General features: G+C 63.4%; 21 protein-coding genes. 9 read left to right on the top strand and 12 right to left on the bottom strand.

What is annotated here, in order from left to right; translation table 11 throughout:
* From VMR03_RS03810 to VMR03_RS03800, 3 genes are all read right to left on the bottom strand, one after another.
* On the bottom strand, positions 1-656 hold a 656-nt coding region (locus tag VMR03_RS03810; RefSeq protein ID WP_325402445.1), incomplete at its 3' end, for a PAS domain S-box protein.
* Between the two features lie 58 nt (positions 657-714).
* Positions 715-1,821 (bottom strand): ferritin-like domain-containing protein, encoded by a 1,107-nt coding sequence (locus tag VMR03_RS03805; RefSeq protein ID WP_325402443.1) that lies wholly within the window; start codon positions 1,819-1,821, stop codon positions 715-717.
* A gap of 87 nt (positions 1,822-1,908) precedes the next feature.
* Positions 1,909-2,229, bottom strand: coding sequence for a 2Fe-2S iron-sulfur cluster-binding protein (locus tag VMR03_RS03800; protein WP_325402441.1), 321 nt, complete (start codon positions 2,227-2,229; stop codon positions 1,909-1,911).
* Between the two features lie 438 nt (positions 2,230-2,667).
* Between VMR03_RS03800 and VMR03_RS03795 the strand changes: the two genes are divergently transcribed.
* Positions 2,668-3,009, top strand: a complete 342-nt coding sequence (locus VMR03_RS03795; protein ID WP_325402439.1) for a hypothetical protein — start codon at positions 2,668-2,670, stop codon at positions 3,007-3,009.
* A gap of 3 nt (positions 3,010-3,012) precedes the next feature.
* Here VMR03_RS03795 and VMR03_RS03790 read toward each other — a convergent pair whose 3' ends face one another.
* Together VMR03_RS03790 and VMR03_RS03785 are read right to left on the bottom strand one after the other, a co-directional pair.
* Positions 3,013-7,215 carry a translocation/assembly module TamB domain-containing protein gene (locus tag VMR03_RS03790; RefSeq protein ID WP_325402437.1) on the bottom strand — a complete coding sequence of 1,401 codons (4,203 nt, stop codon included), beginning with the start codon at positions 7,213-7,215 and terminating at the stop codon, positions 3,013-3,015.
* Positions 7,215-9,074 (bottom strand): autotransporter assembly complex protein TamA, encoded by a 1,860-nt coding sequence (locus tag VMR03_RS03785; protein ID WP_325402435.1) that lies wholly within the window; start codon positions 9,072-9,074, stop codon positions 7,215-7,217. Before VMR03_RS03785 ends, VMR03_RS03790 begins: the two co-directional genes overlap by 1 nt.
* Before the next feature lie 192 nt (positions 9,075-9,266).
* On the opposite strand from VMR03_RS03785, the gene VMR03_RS03780 reads away from it, so the two are divergent.
* Both VMR03_RS03780 and VMR03_RS03775 read left to right on the top strand, forming a co-directional pair.
* Entirely contained in the window at positions 9,267-9,947 is a 681-nt protein-coding gene (locus tag VMR03_RS03780; protein WP_325402433.1) for a TetR/AcrR family transcriptional regulator, read from the top strand.
* Between the two features lie 93 nt (positions 9,948-10,040).
* Complete coding sequence (locus VMR03_RS03775) at positions 10,041-11,111, top strand: sulfotransferase (RefSeq protein ID WP_325402432.1); 1,071 nt, start codon at positions 10,041-10,043, stop codon at positions 11,109-11,111.
* On the opposite strand, the gene VMR03_RS03770 is transcribed toward VMR03_RS03775, so the two are convergent.
* Positions 11,112-12,002, bottom strand: a complete 891-nt coding sequence (locus tag VMR03_RS03770; protein ID WP_325402430.1) for an alpha/beta hydrolase — start codon at positions 12,000-12,002, stop codon at positions 11,112-11,114. It lies immediately after the preceding gene.
* A 7-nt stretch (positions 12,003-12,009) separates the two neighbouring features.
* Positions 12,010-12,861: an SDR family NAD(P)-dependent oxidoreductase gene (locus VMR03_RS03765; RefSeq protein ID WP_325402428.1), complete on the bottom strand. Its 852-nt coding sequence runs from the start codon at positions 12,859-12,861 to the stop codon at positions 12,010-12,012.
* A 228-nt stretch (positions 12,862-13,089) separates the two neighbouring features.
* Here VMR03_RS03765 and VMR03_RS03760 point away from each other — a divergent pair, with 228 nt between their 5' ends.
* From VMR03_RS03760 to phoB, 4 genes are all read left to right on the top strand, one after another.
* Positions 13,090-14,307: an acyl-CoA dehydrogenase family protein gene (locus VMR03_RS03760; protein WP_325402426.1), complete on the top strand. Its 1,218-nt coding sequence runs from the start codon at positions 13,090-13,092 to the stop codon at positions 14,305-14,307.
* A 34-nt stretch (positions 14,308-14,341) separates the two neighbouring features.
* Positions 14,342-15,745 carry an ATP-binding protein gene (locus VMR03_RS03755; RefSeq protein WP_325402424.1) on the top strand — a complete coding sequence of 468 codons (1,404 nt, stop codon included), beginning with the start codon at positions 14,342-14,344 and terminating at the stop codon, positions 15,743-15,745.
* 211 nt (positions 15,746-15,956) lie between these two features.
* On the top strand, positions 15,957-16,667 hold the full coding sequence (gene phoU / locus VMR03_RS03750; protein ID WP_325402422.1) for a phosphate signaling complex protein PhoU: 711 nt from the start codon (positions 15,957-15,959) through the stop codon (positions 16,665-16,667).
* Positions 16,668-16,741: 74 nt separating this feature from the next.
* The gene (phoB, locus tag VMR03_RS03745) at positions 16,742-17,437 is read left to right on the top strand and encodes a phosphate regulon transcriptional regulator PhoB (RefSeq protein WP_325402447.1); all 696 of its coding nucleotides are present in this window, start codon (positions 16,742-16,744) and stop codon (positions 17,435-17,437) included.
* Positions 17,438-17,461: 24 nt separating this feature from the next.
* Here the strand turns inward: phoB and VMR03_RS03740 are convergent, their stop codons facing one another.
* Positions 17,462-18,565, bottom strand: a complete 1,104-nt coding sequence (locus VMR03_RS03740; protein WP_325402420.1) for an NADH:flavin oxidoreductase/NADH oxidase — start codon at positions 18,563-18,565, stop codon at positions 17,462-17,464.
* A gap of 146 nt (positions 18,566-18,711) precedes the next feature.
* Positions 18,712-19,236, bottom strand: a complete 525-nt coding sequence (locus VMR03_RS03735) for a GcrA family cell cycle regulator (protein WP_325402418.1) — start codon at positions 19,234-19,236, stop codon at positions 18,712-18,714.
* A gap of 341 nt (positions 19,237-19,577) precedes the next feature.
* Here VMR03_RS03735 and VMR03_RS03730 point away from each other — a divergent pair, with 341 nt between their 5' ends.
* On the top strand, positions 19,578-20,399 hold the full coding sequence (locus tag VMR03_RS03730) for an ABC transporter permease (RefSeq protein ID WP_325402416.1): 822 nt from the start codon (positions 19,578-19,580) through the stop codon (positions 20,397-20,399).
* A gap of 104 nt (positions 20,400-20,503) precedes the next feature.
* On the opposite strand, the gene VMR03_RS03725 is transcribed toward VMR03_RS03730, so the two are convergent.
* From VMR03_RS03725 to VMR03_RS03715, 3 genes are read right to left on the bottom strand one after another with little or no spacing between them, the layout of a single operon-like run.
* Positions 20,504-21,097 carry an ATP-dependent Clp protease proteolytic subunit gene (locus VMR03_RS03725; RefSeq protein ID WP_325402414.1) on the bottom strand — a complete coding sequence of 198 codons (594 nt, stop codon included), beginning with the start codon at positions 21,095-21,097 and terminating at the stop codon, positions 20,504-20,506.
* A complete protein-coding gene (locus tag VMR03_RS03720; protein ID WP_325402412.1) occupies positions 21,094-21,495 on the bottom strand; it encodes an SRPBCC domain-containing protein in 402 nt (133 codons plus the stop codon). The genes VMR03_RS03725 and VMR03_RS03720 overlap by 4 nt, the downstream gene beginning before the upstream one ends.
* On the bottom strand, positions 21,492-21,824 hold the full coding sequence (locus tag VMR03_RS03715; protein WP_325402410.1) for a metalloregulator ArsR/SmtB family transcription factor: 333 nt from the start codon (positions 21,822-21,824) through the stop codon (positions 21,492-21,494). The genes VMR03_RS03720 and VMR03_RS03715 overlap by 4 nt, the downstream gene beginning before the upstream one ends.
* Positions 21,825-22,080: 256 nt before the next feature.
* Between VMR03_RS03715 and VMR03_RS03710 the strand changes: the two genes are divergently transcribed.
* Positions 22,081-22,470, top strand: a complete 390-nt coding sequence (locus VMR03_RS03710; protein ID WP_325402408.1) for a hypothetical protein — start codon at positions 22,081-22,083, stop codon at positions 22,468-22,470.
* Positions 22,471-22,839 lie beyond the last annotated feature (369 nt).

The raw sequence follows: 22,839 nt of genomic DNA, 5'->3' as shown, positions 1-22,839 counted from the left end.
TGGCTCATCAGCTGCGAGGCGATCTTGCCGGCGCCGAAGCCGCGGACCTGATCGCCATGATGCGACCGATAGCGTTCCGGCAAGAGAGTGTCGAGCGGTTTGCCGAGCGCTTCTTCGGCGCGGCAGCGGAAGATTTCCTCTGCCTTGAGATTGAAGAAGACGATGTTGAGATTTTCGTCGACCGATACGATGCCGTCTTCGGCGATCATCAGGATGCGCGACGCCCTGAGATGCGCATCCTTGAAGGCCGCCTGCTCCTCGCGCCGCGCAGTGTTGTCGCGAACCGTGATGAGGAAACGCGGCGCGCCGCCGATCTTCATTTCCGCCACGCGGACATCGACCGGCATCTCGTGGCCGTCCTTCGTCTTGCCCGTGAGATCGAGAAAACGCGACTGCATATGCTCGGGCTCCGCCGCCCAGCGGGCGAGCCATTTCACGGGATCGGCGCGGCGACCGGGCTGCTGCGGCACCAGCATCGTGATGCTGCGACCGACGACATCGGACGCCGCATGGCCGAAAAGCTTTTCGCAGGCCGGATTGACATAGGCGATTTCGCCATCCGGAGTGGAGACGATCACCGCTTCGGGAATGCCCTCCAGGATGGCGCGGTAAAAATCGCCCGTCTGCGCATCGCCGGCCTGTCTGGTGCTGGTCATCATCATCGTCCCGAAAGAAAAACCTGCCCCGGCAGGACGCCGGGGCAGGGGTAACGTCTTATTCGGCCGCCGCGACCTCGCCGGTCGGATGGCCGCCTTCCATCGCGTTGAGCACGCGCGGATCGTCGAAGACCGGAATGCCCGCCTCCTCGTATTTCTTGAGCACGGTCGGCGTGAGAAGCCCCACGCGCGCCAGCGCCGGCATCATCAGATCCTTCAGCGCATGAACCTGTCCCGGCGGTAGCGTCTGCTCGATGCCCTGATCGGCCGCTTCCTTCAGACCCTTGAAGAAGTCTTCTGCGTCGATGCCGCTATTGGCCAGCACTTCCATGAAGCCCGGATCGACCTTGTTCGCGATCGTGCCGGCGGTCTGCGCCTTAACGAGAATGTCGACCGCGCCGAAGGCGAATTCGGCCAGATCCTCGACGTCGTCGGGGTGGAGTTTCTTGATGACCGGGCCGAGGAAGACATGTCCGAAGGAGACGTGCCGCGACTCGTCGCGCATCACGTTGAAGGTGAGTTGCTTCAGAAGCGGACAGGTCGTCGAGCGGTACATGTTGTTGAAGGCGCCGAGCGCGAGGCCTTCGACGATCATGTTCATGCCGATCATGACCTTTTCGTAGCGATCGGATTGCAACGTCGCGTCGATCAGGGCCTTGAGCCAGGGCGACATCGGATAGACCATCGCGATCTTGTCGCAATACTTGGAATAGACCTCGACGTGGCGGGCTTCGTCCATCGTCTGCGTCGCCGCATAGAGCTTGGCGCCGGCGTCGGGCACCGAATGCGTGACGCAGGCCGCCGTCATCAGCGCGCCCTGCTCGCCGTGAAGAAATTGCGACAAAAGCTGCGCGGTCGAATGCGCGGTGAAGGTTTCCTGCTGCGACTTCGACAGCTTCTTGAAGAAGCTCATCTTGTGATAGATGTCCTGCTCATTGTTGATGAGCGGCTTCGAGGGATCGACCGGCGTATCCCACGGCAGAATGTCGTCCGAATCCCACTGGTTCTGCTTCGCGCGCTTGTAGAGATCGGCGACCTTTTCTTCGCCGAATTCATAGGCGAAGTGCCAGGCGATATCCATCGGATGGCGGTAGATGTCGTCCGGCGTCATGCTGACTTTCCAGTCGCCCTTCGTGACGACCTTCGACGGTGCCTTCGCGTTCATAGCCTTACCTCCTGATGAGGCCGCTTGTTCTTTTTGTCGGCGGCCGGTGAACCGTTGCGGGGCAGGGGCCCGCGTCTCACGCAAACGTCAGTACTGGCGGGCGGGCGTGCGTACGACGAGACCGTCGATCGCGTCGTCCACCTTGATCTGGCAGGAAAGCCGGCTGTTCTCTTTGACGTCGAAGGCGAAATCGAGCATGTCGCGCTCGAGCTCTTCCATCGGCGCAAGCTTCTCCATCCAGCCGTTTTCGACATAGACGTGACAGGTCGCGCAGGCGCAGGCGCCGCCGCAATCGCCGTCGATGCCCGGGATGGTGTAACGAACGGCCCCCTCCATCACGGAAAGCCCATTCGGCACGTCGACCAGATGCTCGGTCCCGTCGAATTCGATATACTTGATCTTCGCCATTGCGACGCGTTTTCCCGGCCGTTTCCTGCCGCCCGGTGGTTGGCCGTTCGAGCGGCTTGTTCTCACGCGGGGCAAATACCCATAAAAATATTGTACCTACACCGGGGTTCGCCGCTCTGCGTCACGTTGTCCTGCGACAGGAAACGGATGCGGCAGATGGTCCGGGGACAGTGGGCGGCCATGGTGAAACCGGCGCCCGCCGGAGCGGTCATCTGAAATTTCATCAGTAGGCAGATTGAATGTGTTCGGGCAGGTCCCGGGCGGGGCAAGCCGGGACGTGCCGTGACGTTTAGGACGGGTGATCGGGCCCGCCGGCTCTCCCCGAACAGTGATGCAAATGCAACTATGCGGAGCGGTGCTGCGTTCCTATATTAGAGGGAGAAGGGGTCCTGAGAGGAAATGGGTGCTGACATGAGATACAGACTGACGAGGCCCCTGATGGCCCTGAGTGCGGCGGGTTTCGCCCTTGTCCTGATGGGTTCGGCGGCTTTGGCGGAGGACCCGGCTGCGCCGTCCGAAGCCACCCAGCCGAACGGCGACAAGGTCTATGAGTTGAAGGACGAGCCCGATTCGCCGCCCGTGAACTACCGGTCGAACGAAGACCCCCGCTATGCGACGCCCGACCAGCACGATGCCGAAATGTATGCCGAGCAGTACGAGCAGAAGCGTCGCGAAGAGCAGGTCAAGCAGCAGAAGCTTCTCGACAGCGTGAACAAGGTTGCCCCCGGCGACCAGCGCGGTACGACCGACGACGGCTTTCCAAGCCGGTCTCGCTATTGAGACTCAATAGTCCCACTTCCAGTTGACGCCGACATCGCCGCCGGCGTTCTGGCCTATGCGCGTGTCGACGCTGATCTGCGGCGTCACCTCGATCTCGACCTTGACCGAACTGTCGCTGGCAAGCGCGCCTTGTTCGACGCCGACATAGACGCCCTTCTGGATATACTTGCCGGCCGAAACCGTCGTGGCGCCGGACTGTCCCTGGTCGATCCTGAGCACGTCGAGGCCGAGCGTCTCCTGCACCGAATTGAGAATGCCCGCGCCGCTGACGCCGCCCTTGCCTGAAAGCTGGGCGAGCGTGTTGGCGAGCTGCACGGCTTCCATCGCCGAAAGCTCGCCCGCACCCTTGTTGAAGAGGATGCGCGAGAGAATCTCGTCGCGCGGAAGATCTGGATCGGAGCTCAACGCGATGGCGGGTGCCGAACTCCGGCCGGTGACGGCGATGGTGGCCGTCAGGTCGGTGCGGGTATAGGTCAGGGCGATGTCGAGGTCAGGGTCGATCGACGTCCGGTCGAGGAAACGCACATTGCCCTTGGTGAGGTCGAATGTCTTGCCGGCGAAATCGAGCGTGCCGCGCTGTTTCGTCAGTGTGCCGGCAACGACCGGATTGGCGACCGTGCCGCCGATGGCGAGTTCGCCGGTCCAGAGCGTGTCGAGGCCTCGACCGCTGACCCGGATCGGCGCGCCCGTCTTGAAAGCGATGTCGAGCTGGATGGGCAGCGGCGCAGAGGCCTGCGGCGCGGCGCTACGCGATGGCGCACCGTTGACTTCGACGACCTCGATCTGGGCAACGCTGCCGGATAGCTGCTCGGGAATGCGGATTTGCGCGAGCGTCGTGGTGAGATCGCCTTTTAGCATCAGCGGCGCATCGGGACCGGGCGGAAAGGCGGCGCCGCTGAGTTCGAGTGTGCCGTCGACGCCGATATCGGCTTCGGCGCGCTGCACCAGCCGCGCATTGGCGAAGCGCGCGTTGGCGGAAATGGCCGGGAAGGCATCCTTGGCGAGATGAACCTCGCCGTTGGCGGTGATACGGCCTCTTGCACTGTCATTCGCATCGAGCGTGAAATCGAGAACCTGACTGTTCCGTCCCGTCAGCGAGAGTTTGAGATTGCGCAAAATCGTCCCGCTGTCGAAATTTTCGTAAGCGCCATTCTCGATCGTCGCCTCGCCGTTAACGATCGGCCGGGAGATGTCGCCGCCGATCGAGAGCGCGACCTTCGCCTCACCGCTAAGCTGCTGGTTCGAGAGGTCGGCAAGCGCCACCAGCGACGCAACCGGCCCGTCCCAGGCGAGGCTCCCCGAAACGGCGCCGCGCTTTGCAGGCATGGGCCATGCGCCTTGTGCATCCCGAACGACGGGAAGCGACGCGTGCAATTCGAACGGTCGCGTCGAAACGCCCCTGGCGGTTGCTTCGAGGTCGAGGCGGCCCTTCGCCCAGCGGCCGTTCAGGTCGGCGTCGAAGGCCGGCCTTTCGGTTTCGTCGGCTTGAGAAAGGGTGAGCTTTGAGAGTTTGAGAGCAAGAGATCCCGTCCCCCTGCCGCTGTCGAGTGCTACTTTTGCATCGGCAGCGCCATGCGCTTCGCCGCTCAGGAGGAAGGGCGCAACGAGCTCGAGCGGCAGATTCTCGGCATCGAGATCGAGACGGACGGCGCGCGGCCGCAAGCCGAGGCCGCTCTTGAGTCTGCCGGAGCCCGACGGTCCTTTCATGTCGAGGCTGAGCGCCTTGATGTCGACGCCGTTGCCGAGAGCGATCGTCGCCGGCGCGGCGAGCTTCGTCGACGCGGGCCCGATCGAGAAGTCGAGCCTGGACAGGGAAAGCGTCGCAGACTTGTCCGCATAGATGGCGGCGGCCGAAAGCGAAAGAGGCTCGAGCTTCAGGGATTCGCGCGTGCCCGAAATGTCGGTGGAGAGGGCGAGTTTGGAGAGAGGTCCTTTCGCCGTCGCGCGAACCGATGTGAGCCGCGTGATGCCAGCCTGTCCTGCTGGCGACGCGAAGGTGCCGTCGACCGTCATCTCGCCAAAGAGATCGTTTGCCGTCGCGTCGAGCGTCGCGCGCTCGAGCGTCACGCTGCCTGCGGCATGGACGACGAGCCGGTTCATGGCGAGGGAGAGCGATGCGTCCTGCTTTCCGTCCCGTGGAGTGGCGTTGAGCGCAAGATCGCCGCTGCCGTCGAGCGGCAGACCGGCGAGCATGCTGAAGGATTTCAACGGAACCCGGTGTCCCTTGAGCCCGCCCGAAACGAGGCCCTCATCCGACACGGCGATTGCGCCTTCGAGAACAGCGCCGAAGAGGTCGGCCTTGAGAGCGTCGAGGCGCGCGCCGCCATCCTTCGGCAGGACGAGCGTCGCGTCGAGCGCGGCCTTGCCGTCCGCGCCATCGAAGCGGAAGGCCAGCGGTCCCGCGCCGCCCTGTTCGGCGGTGAGATCGAGCGTCGCGAGTTTTGCCGGCATGCCGGCAAGCGCGCCGCCCGTCAGCCGCGCCTTGAGGACGCCGCCGGGTGCCAACAGGCTTCCAGCAAGCGTCGCGTCGGCATTGAACTTGCCGGCCATGCCTTGATCCGGGAGCAGCGTCGCCAGTTCGGCCGCTTCGAAATGGACTTCGCCGGAAAGCATGTCCCGCGCATTCGCGGCGATGGAGGCGCGGAAGCGATAGGCGCCGGAATTGGGTGTGACGGTGAAGGCCGGCACGGCAAAGCCGCCTTGCTTCGGAAGGATGAAGGAACCGTCGGCCGCAAGGTTGCCGCCCGCCAGACGGTTGAGCGTCGCGTCGCCGAAATCGACGTCCTTCGTTTCGATGACGATGTCGCCGGCCGCGTCTCCGCCGGGCTCGAGGGCGACGGGCGTGAGCGCGATATGCGCGCTTCCGCCGAGTTTCCGCCCGACGAATTCGCCGAGAGGCGAGAGATCGGAAATGTCCGCTTCGGCGCCGCCCTTGACGGCGCTGCCGTCCAGCGCCGCGCTGCCCGCGAAACGAACGGTCGCCGACGGTGCCGTGACGACCGCTTCAGCGATTTGCGCCTGTCCCGATGCGGTGTCGAGCCGCGTGGCGAGGCGCCAGTCGAGCGACGCGAGGGCGGCGTTGCCGGGCTTGTCGAGGAACCGGTCCAGCCCGCCGAGCTTGCCTTGCGCGGTAAAGTCATGTGCGGTGGAGGAAAAGGCATCACTCAACCTGGCGCCGCCCGTGAGCGCGAAAGTACCGGCATCGAGATGGATGTTGTCGAGCGTCAGTGTGTCGTTACCGTCGAGTCCGATGTCGGAGGCAAGATCGACGCGGCGCGGCGCGCCGAGATCGGCAAGCGTCGTCGCGACGAGATTGCCCTCGGCGCCGAGACGGGTCGACAGCGCGAGCGTGCCGTTCCAGTTGCCTTGCGCCTCGGCGGTGAGCGTGAGGGCCTTGCCGGCATCGAGGTTGGCGGATGCCGCGATCCTGCCGCCTTCGTTTCGCGCCTTCGCCTCGAATGTCACGCGCTCTGCGCCCGCCACATGGCCGAGGGTCGCGACGAGGCCCGGGTGGCCGGCGTCGCCGTCCTCCCCTGCGATCGCGATATCGAGCCCTTCTCCGCGACGGTCGAAGAAAACGCTCGCGTCGATCCGGCCCGGGACCTTGTCGGTGCGTCGCGCCGCGAGCGTGAGATCGAGGCGGCTCGTGCTGAGCGCGAGGCGCGCCGTCGCATCGAGTTGCGCGAGCATTCCCTTTTCGGCAACGCCGGTCAGCCGGTTGCCGAGCGTCAGCCGTGTGACATTTGCTTCGTCGATGCGGACTGCAAACGGCAGTACGGGCAGGCCGAAGCCGCCCGACGAAGAGGTCGATGCTTCGCCGGCGGGTGCCCGCGAAATGCCGAGCGCGGTGGCGGAGACATGCTCGATATGCAGCGTGCCGGTGAGAAGCGCCGCCGGCCGCCATTCGAGTTCCGCCGCGTCGAGCGACAGCCAGACACCTTGCGCATCGCTGACGGCAAGGCCCCGCAGTTCCAGCCGCTGCGGCCATGTCCCGCCGATCCCGGCAATCTCGACTCTGGTTCCACCCTGATTGATCGCATCGAGCGCATAGCCGAGCAACGCCTGACGCAGCACCGGCAATTGCAGCGCGACGAGCGCCACCACGACAAGCGCGAGCAGCGTCGCGATCGTTCCGATGAGGATTGCGCCGGCTGCCCGCACGAGGCCGGTGGTGTGACGAAGATCGGGCGACTGCGCTTGCACCATCAAAAGGCCTGCCCAAGCGAGAAATAGACCTGGAACGCGTCGTCGACGCCGTGCCGCCGGTTGAGCGGTATGCCGACATCGGCGCGGATCGGACCGATGGGCGTATAATATCGAAGCCCGAGGCCCGCGCCCCATTGAAGGGGGTCGCCGAATTTGGGCGTTGCCGTCGAATAGGCGTTGCCGCCATCGAGAAAGGCGACCACGCCTATGTCGCGTGTGATCCGGTAGCGCGCCTCCGCGCTCGCCTCGAGAACCGAGCGCGCACCGAGCGGCTTATTGTTCTGGTCGAGCGGGCCGACGAGTTGATAGCCATAGCCGCGGATCGAGCCGCCGCCGCCTGCATAAAAGCGGATTGAGCCGGGCACGTCGCCCGTCTGTTGCGCCAGCATCGATCCATAGCGGCCGCGCAACGCCAGCGTGAGGTCCGGCCGCTTGCCGAAACTCCAATAGGTCGAGCCGGTCGTCTCCAGCTTCACGAAAGTGGTCGGCGTGCCGTCGCTGGTGCCGCCATAGGGCGTGACCGCAACGCCGAGGCGCAGGCCATCGGTTGGGTCGAGCAGATTGTCGCTGCCGTCATAACGGCCGGTCAGCGGAACGCCGAAAAGCTCGTAGGCGTGGTAGCCGGTGCTGTCGGTCGTCCGTTCGATCTCGAAGGAGAGGCCACCGCTCACATCGAGGTTTTCACGCAGCTTGCGAGCGAGGGCGACGGCCGTCTTGATCCGGTTCTCGCGATAGGCGTCGGTGATCTCGTGCGCGATTTCGAAATCGGCGAGCAGGTTCTGATCGTCGCGCAGAAAACGCGGCTTGTTGAAATGCGCGCCGACGAGCTGCTCCTCCTGGGCGATGATGAGATCGAGATGGAGCTTCTCGGCGGCACCGAAGAGATTGCGATGTTCCCAGAAGGTGGTGACGCCTGGACCCTGATCCGACGACCATCGCGCGCCGACGCCGATGGAACGGTAAGGTCGCTCCTTCAGCGTGAGCTTTTGCGGTACGGTGTCGTCCGGCGTATCGACGGCATCAAGCGTGACCTGTTCGAAGAGCCCGGTCTGGCGGAGCGCCGTCACCGTCGCCTCCGCCTTGCGGCGGTCGTAGGTTTCGCCCGGTTTGAACTTCGCGAGCGAGAGGACATAAGCATCCTTCGTACGACCGTCATTTGCGACCGCGATCTCGCCGAAGCGTTCCGGCGAACCGGCCTCGATCGTCAGCGTGACGTCCGCCTCATGGGCGCCGAGATCGATGACTACTTTTCTGTCGGCGAGTTTCGGCCTCGGATGTCCGTGGTTCTCGAGAAAGGTCAGCGCGGCGGCCGTCAGGTCGATGACGCGCTGCGCCCGTGCCGCCCGCCCGGGCTTCAATCCGAGCGCTGCGCCGTCCTGCGGCAATGCCGCCATGTCGGACGGACGGTCGGCATAAACGATCTCGAAGCTGTGGATCATGGTGCGCGGACCGAGCGCTACCTGAAAGATGACGTCGAAACGGCCGCCTTGCGCCTCCTGGATCGCCACCTCGACACGACCGTTATAATAGGCTTCCGATCGCAGCACGTCGTTGAGCCGGTCGGCATCCTCCGCCGCGCGGCGGCGCAATTGGCCGAGCGTCGATGGCGAAGGCGCCTTGCCCTTGCCGAGTTGAATGTTGCCCTCGAGGAGGGCGCGCAGATCGTCGGGTATTTTCGTGCCCTCGACGCGCGCATTGAAATCGAGTTGCGTGGGCGTCCTGATGCCGACCTTCTCGCCGGCCGCTGGCTCGGCGGCGCGCGACGGTGAGAACAGCGAGACGGCGGCGAGGAGGGATAACAACGTCAGCCCGGCGGTCGGCGCCAACTCGTGCCGGCAGAGACGTGCGGCGGACCGCACCCGGAGAACTTCCCCGAGCGCCGGAACGCATTTCAGCCCTTGGCGTAGACGCAAGCCGGAGGCGCAAAGAAAACGCCCCCGCCAATCTCCGAGAGCGTGCAATCCTGATCGACGCATGGCGCGATCATACAGGGATCGTGGCGCGACCAAAGCCGTCTTGACCGGTTTAATGGGGATCATTAGTGTGATTGCATGCAGAAAGAAACCACATCGCGGCGGGGCGAGACGCGGACGCGACTCGTTCTCGCCGCCGAGAAGCTCTTCGGTGAACGCGGCATCCACGGCGTGACGCTGAAGGAGATCAACGAGGCCGCGGGACAGCGCAACGAGTCGGCGCTTCACTATCATTTCGGCTCGAAGACTGCGCTTCTCGAAGCGATCCTGATCTATCGTGCCAAGGCCATCGACGAGCGTCGCGTGGTTTATCTCGATGAATTGATGAAAAAGGGCGGTGAACGCGATCTCCGCGCCGTCGTCTCGGCGTCGTTCCTGCCGATGGTCGAGTTGCTGGAGACGGAAGATGGCGTTCGCTTCGTGCGCTTTCTGGCGCAGATGCTCAACGATCCCGACATCGACCTGCCGGGCATCGCTCTTCGCAGCGATCTCGGCGGCATCCTCAGGACGAATGCATTGATCACCGCCGCGCTGGGTGACCTGCCGCCGGAAATCGCCGTCCAGCGTCAACGATTTCTGGTCGAGATGGCGGTGAGCTCGCTGGCGATCTGGACCCGCCACCATGACGGCCCCGGCGAAGCCCCGGCCCGTGCATTGTTCGTTGCCAATCTTTTCGACTCGATCGTCGGCTTTCTGACGGCGCCGGTCTCTCCCGAAACGCTGGATGCGCTGAAGCGGGTCTCAAAAAAGAAGAAATGAGATCGACCTGTCGGGGCGCCGAAGAAAAAGACTTCGCCGCCCCGCGTGAACCGCGATAGTTTCGTGACGGGGAAACGCTTTCACGGGGCTGGAATGTCTTTGTCTGGAAAAGGGGCTGAAGGAGGACTGGCTCGCGGCATCGTCCATAGAGCGACGCAACTTCTGCGCTCGCCGGTTTTCGCCCGGAGTAACCGACGCAAGCCGGTCGAGGTCGTCGCCGACAGATACGGGAGCCAAGACGCACGGATTTCCATTCCTGAATTCGACACGCTGACCCTCGATCAGCAGATCAAGCTGAGCGAGCAGGGACTCTTCATCATCGGGAGCGCGAGGTCTGGAACGACGATCCTGCAGAGCGCCCTCAATGAATCGGGAGATGTCTTTCTCTTCGGAGAACCCGATTTTCATACGGACCCCGGCACGGACGATTTCGGGCAGCGCTACAATGCGATGCACCGCCTCTATCTCAATCAGGAAACCAAGAGCAGTTTTTGTCCACGCTTCTTCCGCGACGATGCATCCTGGGCGAATTATTTCCTGCACCTCACGAGATTGTACAAATACGTGGGCGCAAAGATCGTCCTCGCCCCGAAAGCGGAGCCGCATATCGAAAGGCTCTTCGACTTTCATTCCCGATATTTCTACCGGTCGCGGTATATTTTCACCTTCAGAAAACCGCTCGACGTCGTGGTGTCGCTGAAATCCCTCTCCGAGTACACGGCCACCACGCGCGCCGAGTTCAAGGACCGGGAGATGTCGGAGTACCGGACCGCACTGATCATCTATGTCCGAATTTTGCGGCTGTTCATCCGCATGAAGAGGAACTTCCCGTTCGTCTACGCCGCTTTTCACGAGGATATGCCGGGGCGGTTCTTTGAGGATCTGCAGGATGAGGTCGGCGTCGATCTGACGCGTGCGGCCCGCTATTACAGCGACGCAAAGGTAAGGCGATACGACATCAGCCGAATCCCCGACGAATTTCACGGCGTCATCGCCGACATTACCGACATGTACGAGGTTTTGAGGCGGGAGGCCCAAAGCGGCTTCGAACTGGCGCAAATCGAACAGAACGACAACAACATCATCGAGGCACGCTGGGCGCCGCTCGGGCATACGATGCGCAAGAGCGACCTTGTCCTCGAAGCGCTTCGCGGTGTCCGGTAATCAGTTCCCCAGAAAACCGTTCGCGAGCGTCATGAACTCCTCAAGCTTGTCGTGATGCACCCAGTGGCCGGCGCCTTGGACGGCGGCGACCTGTGCGTTTCCGAAGTGGGACGCGCGGCCATCGGCGATAGGATCGCTCGCCCAGCTTTCGGTGCCGCGAATGAGGAGCGTCGGACAGGTAATGCGTGACCAGAGCAGCGTCGTCGTCTTTTCGTCGAAGCCGACGGGGGAGAAGGCGCGCGTATAGTTGTCGAACTTCCAGCTATAGGTGCCGTCCTCGTTCTGATGGACGCCATGAACGGTGAGGTGCCGCGCGCGCTCCGGCGACAGATGCGGGTTCTCGGCCTGCATGCGCTTCCAGGCTTCCTCGATCGATGCATAGCGGCGCGGCTGGCGAGCCGAGATCGCGCGCATCTCGTCGATCCATTTGCGCAGGCGCTCGTCGGCGCTGCCGTTCATGCGCTCGGCGATCATTTTCGGACTGGGTCCGAGCCCTTCGATGACGATGAGTTTCTTCACGGTGTCGGGATAAAGGCCCGTATAGCGCAGCGAGATCGCTCCGCCCATCGAATGGGCGAGGATGGTCAGCGGCGCGAGCCCCTTTTGATGGATGAGCTGCGCGATGTCGTAAACATAGTCGTTGAATTCGTAGGTGCCGCCGACCATCCACTGGCTGTCGCCATGGCCGCGGAGATCGGGCGCGATGATGTGGTAGCGGTCGCGCAGTTCCGCCGCGACCCAGTCCCAGTTGCGGCAGTGGTCGCGTGCGCCGTGAACGAGCAGCAAAGGCGGTGCGCCTTCATTGCCCCAGTCGACATAGTGAAGCCGGAGGCGCTGCGAGAAATAGAACTGCGAGGAGGGGCCGATCGGGTTCGTCGCCGGAACTGACATGATGCGCTCAGCTGCCGGTCTTTACCGGTTCGCTGGTCAGGGCGCCGATGCCCATGCCCTGGCGAAAGAGGAGCCGTCCATAGGAGGCCGGCATCAGCCGCTGGATGATGTCGAGGATCTTCGCATCCATGCCGATCAGGATGCGACCCTTGTTTTTCTTGATGCCCGCGACAATGACTTCCGCCGCGCGGTCGGGCGTGGTGCGCGCGAGACGGTCGAAGCCCGAGGCCGCTTCCTCGCGCACTGTCGTCTGCACGCTCTGCAGGAAACGCGCATTGCGCATGATGTTGGTTTTGATGCCGCCCGGATGGACGCAGGAAACGGCGATGCCGGTGCCGCGCATCTCGTGGCGCAGGGCTTCGGTAAAGCCGCGCACGGCAAATTTCGCGGAATTATAGGCTGCCTGCGTCGGCACGGCGAAGAGCCCGAAGATGCTCGAGACATTGACGATGTGGCCGGCTCCCTTGGCGCGAAGCTGCGGCAGGAAGGCCTTGGTGCCGTAGACCATGCCCCAGAAGTCGATGTTCATCACCCATTCGAAATCCTCATAGGCGAGTTCCTCGACGCTGGCGACCTGGGCGACGCCGGCATTGTTGATGACGATATCGGCACCGCCGAAGGCGCTCTCGACTTCCTGCGCGAAGGCATAGACCGCGTCGCGCGAGGCGACATCGACGAGATAGGTCGTGACCTCTCCGCCGAGGGCCGCGATGCGGGAAGCGGTTTCGGCAAGTCCCGCGCGGTCGAGATCGACGGCGGCGATGCGCGCGCCTTCCCGGGCGAGCGCGACGGCGGTTGCCCTGCCGATGCCGCTGGCGGCGCCCGTAATCACGGCCGTTTTGCCTTTGATTTCAGTCATTTGAGGTCGCCTCTCGAAGTTATCCCCGCCCGCATGGCTGCGCTTAAATTACGGATATTGGCGTGAATGTCATTAGCGGAAGGCGGCACGGATATGGTTGGAACGAGGATTTGGGCGAGAGGCATGCGGCTCTATGCCAAAACAGTCAGCTATGTACGCAAAATGCTGGTTTCGTGTGCGGGGCTCAAGGATAGTTGGCGAAACAAACGACAAAAGGGGAGGAGCGTCATGCAGGTTCAGCCGATTCCGGGATTGGGCGACGACATCAACGATATCCGCCTTCTGACGGCGAAGATCGTCTCGGAGGACATCATTCCGAACGAATCCGTGCTCTACCGCGGCAATGAGGACGGCAAGGCCGTGCGCGAGAAGATCGTCGCGAAGGTCAAGGAGAACGGGCTCTGGGCGCCGCATCTGCCGGAGGAATATGGCGGCATGGGCATCGGCTTTCTGAAACATGCCTATATGAACGAGATCCTCGCCTGGTCGCCTTTTTCGGCGCGGCTTTTCGGCGTCGTCGCGCCCAATTCGGGCAACCAGAAGATTCTGCTGAAATACGGTACGCCCGAGCAGAAGAAGAAATGGCTGGAGCCGCTGATCCGTGGCGAGATTGAAAGCTGTTTCTCGATGACCGAGCCCGACCAGCCGGGTTCCGATCCCTATGCACTCCAGACGCGGGCCGTGCGCGACGGCGACCATTGGGTCATCAACGGCCACAAATGGTTCACGTCCAATGCGCGCGCCGCGCATATCGCCATCGTCATGTGCCGGACGGAGCAGGCCGACGGAAAGGGCGGCACCAAGGACAAGATGACCCAGATCATCGTGCCGATGGACACGCCCGGCGTGAACATCATCCGCTCGGTGCCGGTCTGGGGCCATACCGGTGGCGACCACTGCGAGATCAGGTATGAGAACGTCCGAGTGCCCATCGAAAACCAGCTCGGCCGCACCGGCACCGGACATCAGGCGGCGCAGGACAGGCTCGGCGAGGGACGGGTCTTTCACTGCATGAATTCGATCGGCCAGATGTGGCGGGCCTTCGACCTGATGTGCAAGCGCGCCATGACACGAGAAGTTCACGGAGGAAAACTGGAAACAAAGCAGTTCATCCAGGGTTTCATCGCCGACAGTTACATGGATATCCAGGCCGCCCGCCTCATGACCATCGACTGCGCGCACAAGATGGAAGCTGGACACGATTCGAGGATCGATATTTCGGCGATCAAGATTTTCGTGCCGGCCGCTTTCGAACGAGTGGTGGACCGCGCGATCCAAGTCCATGGCGCGATGGGCGTTTCAGGCGATACGCCGCTCGCCGGCATGTATATGGGTGCGCGCACGTTGCGCATCGCCGACGGGCCCGATGAAGTTCATCGTATTGTCATCGCGAAGAGCGTACTCAAGTGCTACCACGATGGCATGAGCTGGGACTTCGGCGCGTGAACTGATTCGCGGGCGCGCACCGGGTTCCCGAGGTATGAAACAGGCGAAGGACATGGCGGCGACGGACGGCGAGACGAACGTGTTGCGGGAAAGGGCACAGGGCCTGGTCGAGGGCTGGTCCGGCGCGTGGACCTTTGTCGTTGCCGCCGCTCTCGTCTTTATCCTGCTGGCATCGACAGGCGCGCTGAATGTCTGGCCCGCCGCCTTCGGTTTTGCCGCGCTTGCCGCCGTCGTCCTCGTCAGGGGCATGCTGACGGGCGAAAGCAAGATCGCCGCGCGAACGGCCGCGACGCAGCCGCTCTCGGCGGCCGCTCTGCTCGGCTCGGGGGCGGGGCTCACCATCCTCAACGAACTTCCCGACCCGCTCATCATCATCGACGGTACGGGCCGGGTGACGCTCGCAAACAACGCTGCCGGCGCTCTGGTCGGTCCGTCGCCCACCGGCAAGCATGTGGCGACCGTGCTCCGCAGCGCGCCGCTCATCACCGCGATCGACGAGGTATTGAAGGGCGGGGGCGCACGCAGCATCGAATACAGCGTGCCCGTGCCGGTCGAACGGCACTACAACGCCTTCGTCTCGCCGATCGAGACAGAGATGCAGGTGACGCCGGGCATCGATCCGGCGCGGCGGCGTCGCGCCCGGCCTGTGCTCGTGCTGCTTCACGACGTGACCGATATGCGGCGCGTCGAAGCGATGCGGGTCGATTTCGTGGCCAATGCGAGTCACGAACTGAAAACGCCGCTTGCCTCGCTCTCGGGCTTCATCGACACGCTCCGGGGCCACGCCAAGGACGACCCGCAAGCGCAGGCGCGCTTCCTCGAAATCATGTCCGAGCAGGCGGCGCGGATGCGCCGGCTCATCGAGGACCTTCTTTCGCTGTCGCGCATCGAGCTGCGTGAGCATGTCCGCCCCGACAGCGTCGTCGACCTTCTCGGCGTGGTCAGCGACGTGACGGACGGGCTGACGCCGCTTGCCGAGCAGAATGGCGTCGAGATCGCGGTGTCGGCGCCCGCCAACCTGCCGAAGGTGCGTGGCGACCGCGACGAACTTGGCCAGGTCGTGCAGAACCTCGCCGATAACGCCCTGCGCTATGGCCGCTCCGGCAAACGCGTCGAGATCACCCTCGCGCCCGATACACGGGCCGGCAAGCCGGTCGTCCGCATGAGCGTGCGCGATTTCGGACCCGGCATTTCGCGCGAGCATCTTCCGCGCCTGACCGAGCGTTTCTATCGGGTGGACGCGGCGGCGAGCCGCGCCAAGGGCGGCACCGGTCTCGGCCTCGCCATCGTCAAGCACATCGTCAACCGCCATCAAGGCACGCTCGCCATCGACAGCGAAATCGGGCAGGGAACGGTCTTCTCGGTGCTGATCCCCGTTGCCGAGGACAAGCCTTCCGCCATACAGAAATCGTCAATGGTGAAGCCGTCGGTAGCCTGATCCTGACGGCTCCGGAAGGACAAGAACCCAGAATTTGCGCCGTCGCTCTCGGCATATCGCAGATTTTGGGGCTAAAATGGCGGCTGTCATATAAGTGACATCTATCTGTCATGAACTATTTGTACCGGCGCATTAGGTTGCCCGGCACAGCGATACGCGGCGGGCGGTAAGTCAGGCGGCGCACCCGGCCGCTGGCCAAAGGAGACGAGGCGTGACCGATCACACAGTGAAGTCCTTCCAGGAGGAGCTCGACGGCATTACGGCCAGCATCGCCCAGATGGGTGGGCTGACCGAGGCCCAGCTTTCGGGCGCCATCGAAAGCGTATCCCGCCGCGACAGCCAGCTCGCCGAGCGCACCGTGCAGGAAGACCGCCGCATCGACGCGCTGGAGAACGAGATCGAGGCGCGCGCCGTGCGCGTCATCGCGCTTCGCCAGCCAATGGCGTCGGACCTGCGCGAGGCGATCGCGGCAATCAAGATTTCGAGCGACCTCGAGCGCATTGGCGACCTCGCCAAGAACATCGCCAAGCGCGCGCTGGTCATCCAGGGCGACTTCGACACGCCGGTGCGGCTCATCCAGGGCATCGCCCGCATGGGACGGCTCGCGCAGGGTCAATTGAAATCGGTGCTGGACGCCTTCTCGAACCGCGATGCGCAGGCCGCCATGGAGGTCTGGCGTGGCGACGAGGAGATCGACGAGATGTACAACTCGGTCTTTCGCGAACTCCTCACCTACATGATGGAAGATCCGCGCACCATCGGCGTCTGCACGCATCTTCTCTTCATCGCCAAGAACATCGAACGCATCGGCGACCATGCGACCAACATCGCCGAGACCGTGCGCTACGTGGTGACGGGCGAGACCGTTTCGGACGACAGGCCGAAGGGCGACAAGACGAGCTCGACCACCGTCGGCGCGTAAGTTAGGACGAGGATCGGATGGCAATGGCGATCACCCAGGAACGCGAGCAGGCAGGCCCCGGCTTCGAGCGGCGGATGAAACCGACCGTGATGATCGTCGAGGACGAAGAGGCGTTGTCGACGCTCCTCCAGTACAACCTCGACAAGGAGGGTTACAAGGTCGTCGCCGCCGGAGACGGCGAAGAGGCGGCGATGCTGATCCGCGAGGTGACGCCCGACCTCGTGCTGCTCGACTGGATGCTACCCGGCCTTTCCGGCATCGAGCTCTGCCGCCGCCTGCGCGGCCGGCCCGAGACGCGCAACCTGCCGATCATCATGATCACGGCGCGCGGCGAGGAAGCCGACCGCATCCGCGGCCTCGACATCGGCGCCGACGATTATGTGACGAAACCCTTCTCGATGACGGAGCTTCTGGCCCGCATCCGCGCCGTGATGCGCCGCATCCGCCCGGCGCTGACGGAAGACCTCGTGACCTTCGGCGACATCGTCATCGACCGCGCCGCGCATCGCGTCCGCCGCGGCGAGCGCGAGGTGCATCTGGGGCCGACCGAATACCGGCTTCTCGATCACCTGATCCAGCATCCGGGCCGCGTCTTCAGCCGCGAACAGCTTCTCGACGCCGTCTGGGGCTCCGACGTCTATGTCGAGGCCCGCACCGTCGACGTGCATGTGGGGCGCTTGCGCAAGGCGCTCAACGAGAAGGGCGAGAAGGACCCGATTCGCACCGTCCGCTCGGCCGGCTATTCGCTCGACGAGCAATTCCGGGGCTGATCGCGCCTCGCTGCATGCAGGGGCTCAGTCGCTCGCGGCTTTCAGAAGCGTTTTGAACTCGCGCGGTTGTGAGCGCAAATACTGGTTCGGCGCCCGCACCTGCGCGCCGAGTTCGGCCGCCGCATGCCAGGGCCAGCGCGGGTCGTAGAGCATGGCGCGGGCGAGAGCGACGAGATCGGCCTTTCCCGACGCGACGATGTCTTCGGCCTCCGCCGGTTGGGTGATGAGGCCGACCGCGATGACGGGCATCGTCACCTCGCGCTTCAACGCTTGTGCGAAGGGAACCTGGTAGAGCGGCCCCGGCGCGATTTTCTGGGCCGATGTGAGGCCGCCGCTCGAGGCGTGAATATAGGAGCAGCCGCGGCGCTCGAGCTCATGCGCAAAGACGATCGTCTGTTCGATGTCCCAGCCGCCTTCCGCCCAGTCCGTCGCCGAGACGCGGACTCCGACCGGGACGTTCGCCGGCACGGCGGCGCGCACCGCCTCGAAGACTTCGAGCGGAAAGCGCACACGGTTCTCGAGCGCGCCGCCATAGGCGTCGTCGCGGCGGTTGGAGAGCGGCGACAGGAATTCATGCAGCAGATAGCCATGCGCGGCATGAAGCTCGATGGCGTCGAGGCCGAGACGCATGGAGCGGCGCGCGGCGGCGACGAAGGCCTCCTTCACGCGCGCGAGCCCGGCGGCGTCGAGCGCCTGCGGCGTGACCTCGGTGGGTGCGTAGGGAAGGGCCGAGGGCGCGAAGGGTTGCCAGCCGCCCTCGGCGGGGGAAACCTGCCCGCCGCCCGCCCAGGGCACCCGCGTGGAGGCCTTGCGCCCCGCATGGGCAAGCTGGATCGCGACCGGGATCGGTGAATACGTCCTGATGGCGCCGAGCACACGGGCGAGCGCCTGTTCGGTACGATCGGACCAGAGGCCGAGATCGGCGGCGGAGATGCGCCCCTCGGGCTCGACGGCGGTGGCCTCGATGATAAGGAGCCCGGCGCCTGAAAGCGCGAGATGGCCGAGATGGATCATGTGCCAGTCGGTGGCGGCGCCGTCATCGGCCGAATATTGGCACATGGGCGCGATGACGATGCGGTTGTCGAGGGACAGCCCCCCAAGCTTGAAGGGTTGGAACAACTGGCTCATCGGGCATCCTCTCGTCTGAATGGCACTCGCGAAGATGTAGTGTGCCCGGGTGGAAACTTCCGTGAAAATCCTGCAATCGCTCGGACAACAAAAAACCGGCGTCCCCGAAAATCGGGTCGCCGGTCCTTTGTCGAGCCTTTGCGACCTTAAATCGCGTAGCTGTCCTTGCGCGCACGGTCACGGTCGCGATTGCGGCGGGGCTGCACGGGCTGATAGGCAAGCCGCGCATGCTCCATGCAATAGGGCGAGTTCGAATCCGCGCCACGGCCGCAGAAGTGGAAACCCGGACGGCCCGGATCGCCGATCGGCCATTTGCAGGTGTGCTCGGTCAGCGTCAGCACCGTCGCGCGCTGCGACGGATCGAGCGCCTCGGCCTCGATACGTGCGATCTCCGCACGCTCGACATGAGCTTCGGAGCGCAGCTCTTCGGCACGCCGCTCCACGACCAGCGGATCGGGACGGCCGCGCAGCGGCGCCATCGCCCGGCTTGTCGTCTGGGGGCGGGGCCGCGCCGGACGGCTCGGCGTCGCGCGGCCGGAAAGGCCGAGGCGATGCACCTTGCCGATGACGGCATTCCGCGTAACTCCGCCTAGCTGCTTGGCGACCTGGCTCGCGCTCAGCCCGTCCGCCCAGAGCTTCTTCAACATTTCAACGCGTTCGTCGGTCCACATTGGATCACCTTCCCCTCGCCTCGATGCGCAGTTGGTCCGCGTGGAGCCGCGGACAGCCGATCGAGGCCTTTTAGGCGGCGACGCCCCATGACGAGGGTGGACGTCGCAGAGGCCTCCGGCATTGAAGCGCACTAGATTTCGTAGGCCTTCACACTAAATATACAATATAGCGGCGGTTTTTCGCAACAAGGCCGTGATGGGGGCAATCCCTTATCCACAGAAAACGGCGCCGGGGCGGGGCCCAATCGAAGCCGAGCGCGTGGGTTGCCAGGCTGTGCTTGCAGGCGTAAAGCTCGCGCCCCATCTCGAAGACCGATGCGACCGAAGAGAGGAGCTCTCCGATGAGCGTGGCGACGGACGAACGACATTTCCCGGCGAGCGGAATGCGCCGCTTCGGCGCGGTCAACTGGCTCGGCACATGGACGCTTTATCTGAAGGAGGTCCGCCGTTTCTGGAAGGTGCTGACGCAGACGGTCGTCGCGCCGGTCATCACGACGCTGCTTTATCTCGCGATCTTCGCGCTCTCGGTCGGGAGCCTCCGGCCGGCTGTGCATGGCGTACCCTTCGTCGAGTTTCTGGCGCCGGGCCTCATCATGATGACGATGATCCAGAACGCTTTCGCCAACACCTCCTCGTCGCTGCTGATCTCGAAGGTGCAGGGCAATATCGTCGACATATTGATGCCGCCGCTTTCCCCCGGCGAACTCAATTTCGGCATCGCGATGGCGGGCGTGACGCGCGGCGTCCTTGTCGGCCTCGTCACGGCGGCGGGCATGCTGCCCTTCGTCGCCATGCCGATCGCCCATCTCTGGGCCGTCGTCTTCTTCTCGATCGGCGCGTCGTTGATGCTCTCGCTGCTCGGCATGATCGGCGGTATCTGGTCGGAGAAATTCGATCACCTGCAGGCGGTGACGAACTTCGTCATCCTGCCGCTCACCTTTCTCTCGGGCACATTCTATTCGGTCGATCAGCTCCCGCCCTTCGCCCACGAGATCACGCATTGGAACCCGGTCTTCTACCTGATCGACGGCTTTCGCTACGGCTTCACGGGCCATGCGGATGGCTCGGTTCAGACGGGCGTCATCCTCACCGTCGCGGTCAATCTGGTGTTGTGGATCGTCAGCGATCAGCTCTTCCGCCGGGGCTACAGGCTGAAGGGGTAACAATACCCGTCATTGCGAGCGTGAGCGAAGCAATCCAGTTGCCGTGGGACAGGACTGGGTTGCTTCGTCGCTTTCGCTCCTCGCAATGACGATCGGAGGCGTTGTTACGCCGCTTCGCGCTTCTCATAGACGTGGTCGATGAGGCCCCAGTCGCGGGCTTCTTCCGCCGTCATGTAGCGGTCGCGGTCGAGGGTGCTCGCCACCTCCTCGATCGTCCGGCCGCAATGTTTCGCATAGATGCCGTAGATGCGGTGGCGCGTCTTGATGATGTCCTCGGCGTGGCGCTCGATGTCGGACGCCGTGCCCTGAAAGCCACCCGAGGGCTGGTGGACGAGGATGCTCGCATTGGGAAGCGCGATGCGCTTGTCCGGCGTGCCGGCGCAGAGGAGCAACGATCCCATCGAGGCCGCAAAGCCCATGCAGACCGTCGACACGGGCGCGCGGATATATTGCATCGTGTCGTAGATCGCGAGGCCGGCCGTCACCGAGCCGCCGGGCGAATTGATATACATCGCGATGGGGCGTTCGGAATTTTCCGATTCGAGAAAGAGAAGCTGCGCGCAGACCAGCGCCGACATGCTGTCATCGACCGGACCGTTGACGAAGACGATGCGCTCGCGCAGAAGCCGCGAGAAGATGTCGAAGGAACGCTCGCCGCGCGCCGACTGCTCGATGACCATCGGAACGAGATTCATCATGCCGCCTTTCCAAGACCGGAGCGGATCTCGCACATGGAGGTGATGCGACGGGCGCGAAGGCGACGCGGCGCGAGCGGAACGACATTCGCGCCGGCGAGCATCGCGACGGGCTGCGAGGCGGGGAAGCCATCATGCACCAGATGAAGATGGGTGCCGGTTTCCGTTTCGGTCAGCGTGAAGGTGACGACGGTGTCGATCGTCTCGCCGTCTTTCTCGGCTCTCCAGTTGAGGCGGAGCAGGCGATGCGGTTCGGCGTCGATGATTTCGCACTCGGCGTCGATGTCGGGCGTCGTCAGCCAGCGGGCGAGGAGGGTGGGCTCCGTCAGCGCCCTCCAGACCTTTGCGGGCGGGTGGGGCAGGTCGCAATCGAGCGTGACTTCATCGCGCGGGGTTTTCATTCGTCCATCTCCTGCAAGACGTCCTTGAGCCGCTCCAGCCGATCCCGCCAGAAGCTCTGATAACGCTCGATCCAGCCGATCAGCGGCGCGATGCCGGCGGGATCGGCGCGGTAATAGACATGGCGTCCCGCGCGCCTTTCGGAAACGAGCCCGGCGCGCCTGAGCGCCGCCAGATGCTGCGATATGGCGGGCTGCGAGACGGCGAAGCCCGAGCGGAGCTCTGTGACGGTCTGCTCGCCCCTGCCAAGGCGCTCCAGCACGGCCCGGCGCGTCGGGTCGGCCAGGGCACGGAAGACTTCGGTCTCAATGACTGCCGGTTGAATCTCCATGACCAACATATAAGTACACGCTTATTAGTTGGTCAAGTATGGCAACCGATCCAAGCGCGTCGGCATTTCATACACAGAACGCCGACGCGAATATTCCGCGCGGCGCCTCCAGCGAGAAATGGACAACCACTCAATCTGTTGTCATCGTTATAGCGTCCCGTGTAGCCAGTAAACGCTCCGCATTTGCTAGTTATATTAAAAATAGATTCTAATCAGCCAATAAAACGTGCTGGTTAAATGAGAAGCGGAAATAGAAATGAGGCTAACTGTAGAAAAACTTTCGTCGGACGACACGTATCTTGATCGAGTCCGTCTCCATCGTGATTTTCGAGGCGGCATAAGAATTGGTCAAATATGTCGATTATCTACGCCAAAGGCCAACGCGCTTGTTGAAGTTCGCGGCACGAACGTTTCAGGCCAAACTATCTACATGGATCAACCTATGCGACGAAAGCTCGGGTTAAAGCTCGGTGACAAGCCTGAATTTAATCTTCGCCGTGCATATTATTGGGAACGACTGTGGTGGGCCGCTAATGCGACCGACCAAACTTCCGCGCTGGCGGCGCATATGGGGCTCATATCGCTGGGTCTTGGCGCTCTATCTCTTCTTTTGGGATTATTATCGATTTGGCTGACAGTGCGCTAATGGTGAAAAACTGGGATACCCCCAATTTCAACCTAGGCGCTACCCTCCAGAAAAGCCGATTTGACAGGCCCCGCTTCCCTCCGTAATACTCCACCGCTTCTCGGATCGCCGCCCGCAAAAGGCGGCTTTTTCTATTGGTACTTCGCGGCCGGGGGCCGGAACGTACCGTCGAGGGGACGGAGTGATCGAATGATCCTGAACGGGCAACGACGACGCTGACTGGACGAGCCGCGAGAGCCATGAAGGCTTCGCGGAAGAAGGACAGTCTTGTCGTTCGGATATCCCGACCGTCGCCCGGACCGCGATGCTTGAACCCTGTTTCAACGAGCATCCGGTCCAAGGAATAATGAGAAGGACCTGATCTTGATT

It is taken from the genome of Parvibaculum sp. (assembly GCF_035511255.1).
Classification (GTDB): Bacteria; Pseudomonadota; Alphaproteobacteria; order Parvibaculales; family Parvibaculaceae; genus Parvibaculum.
Note: the sequence above shows the minus strand (reverse complement) of the source record. Positions and strands in the feature narration are given on the sequence as shown.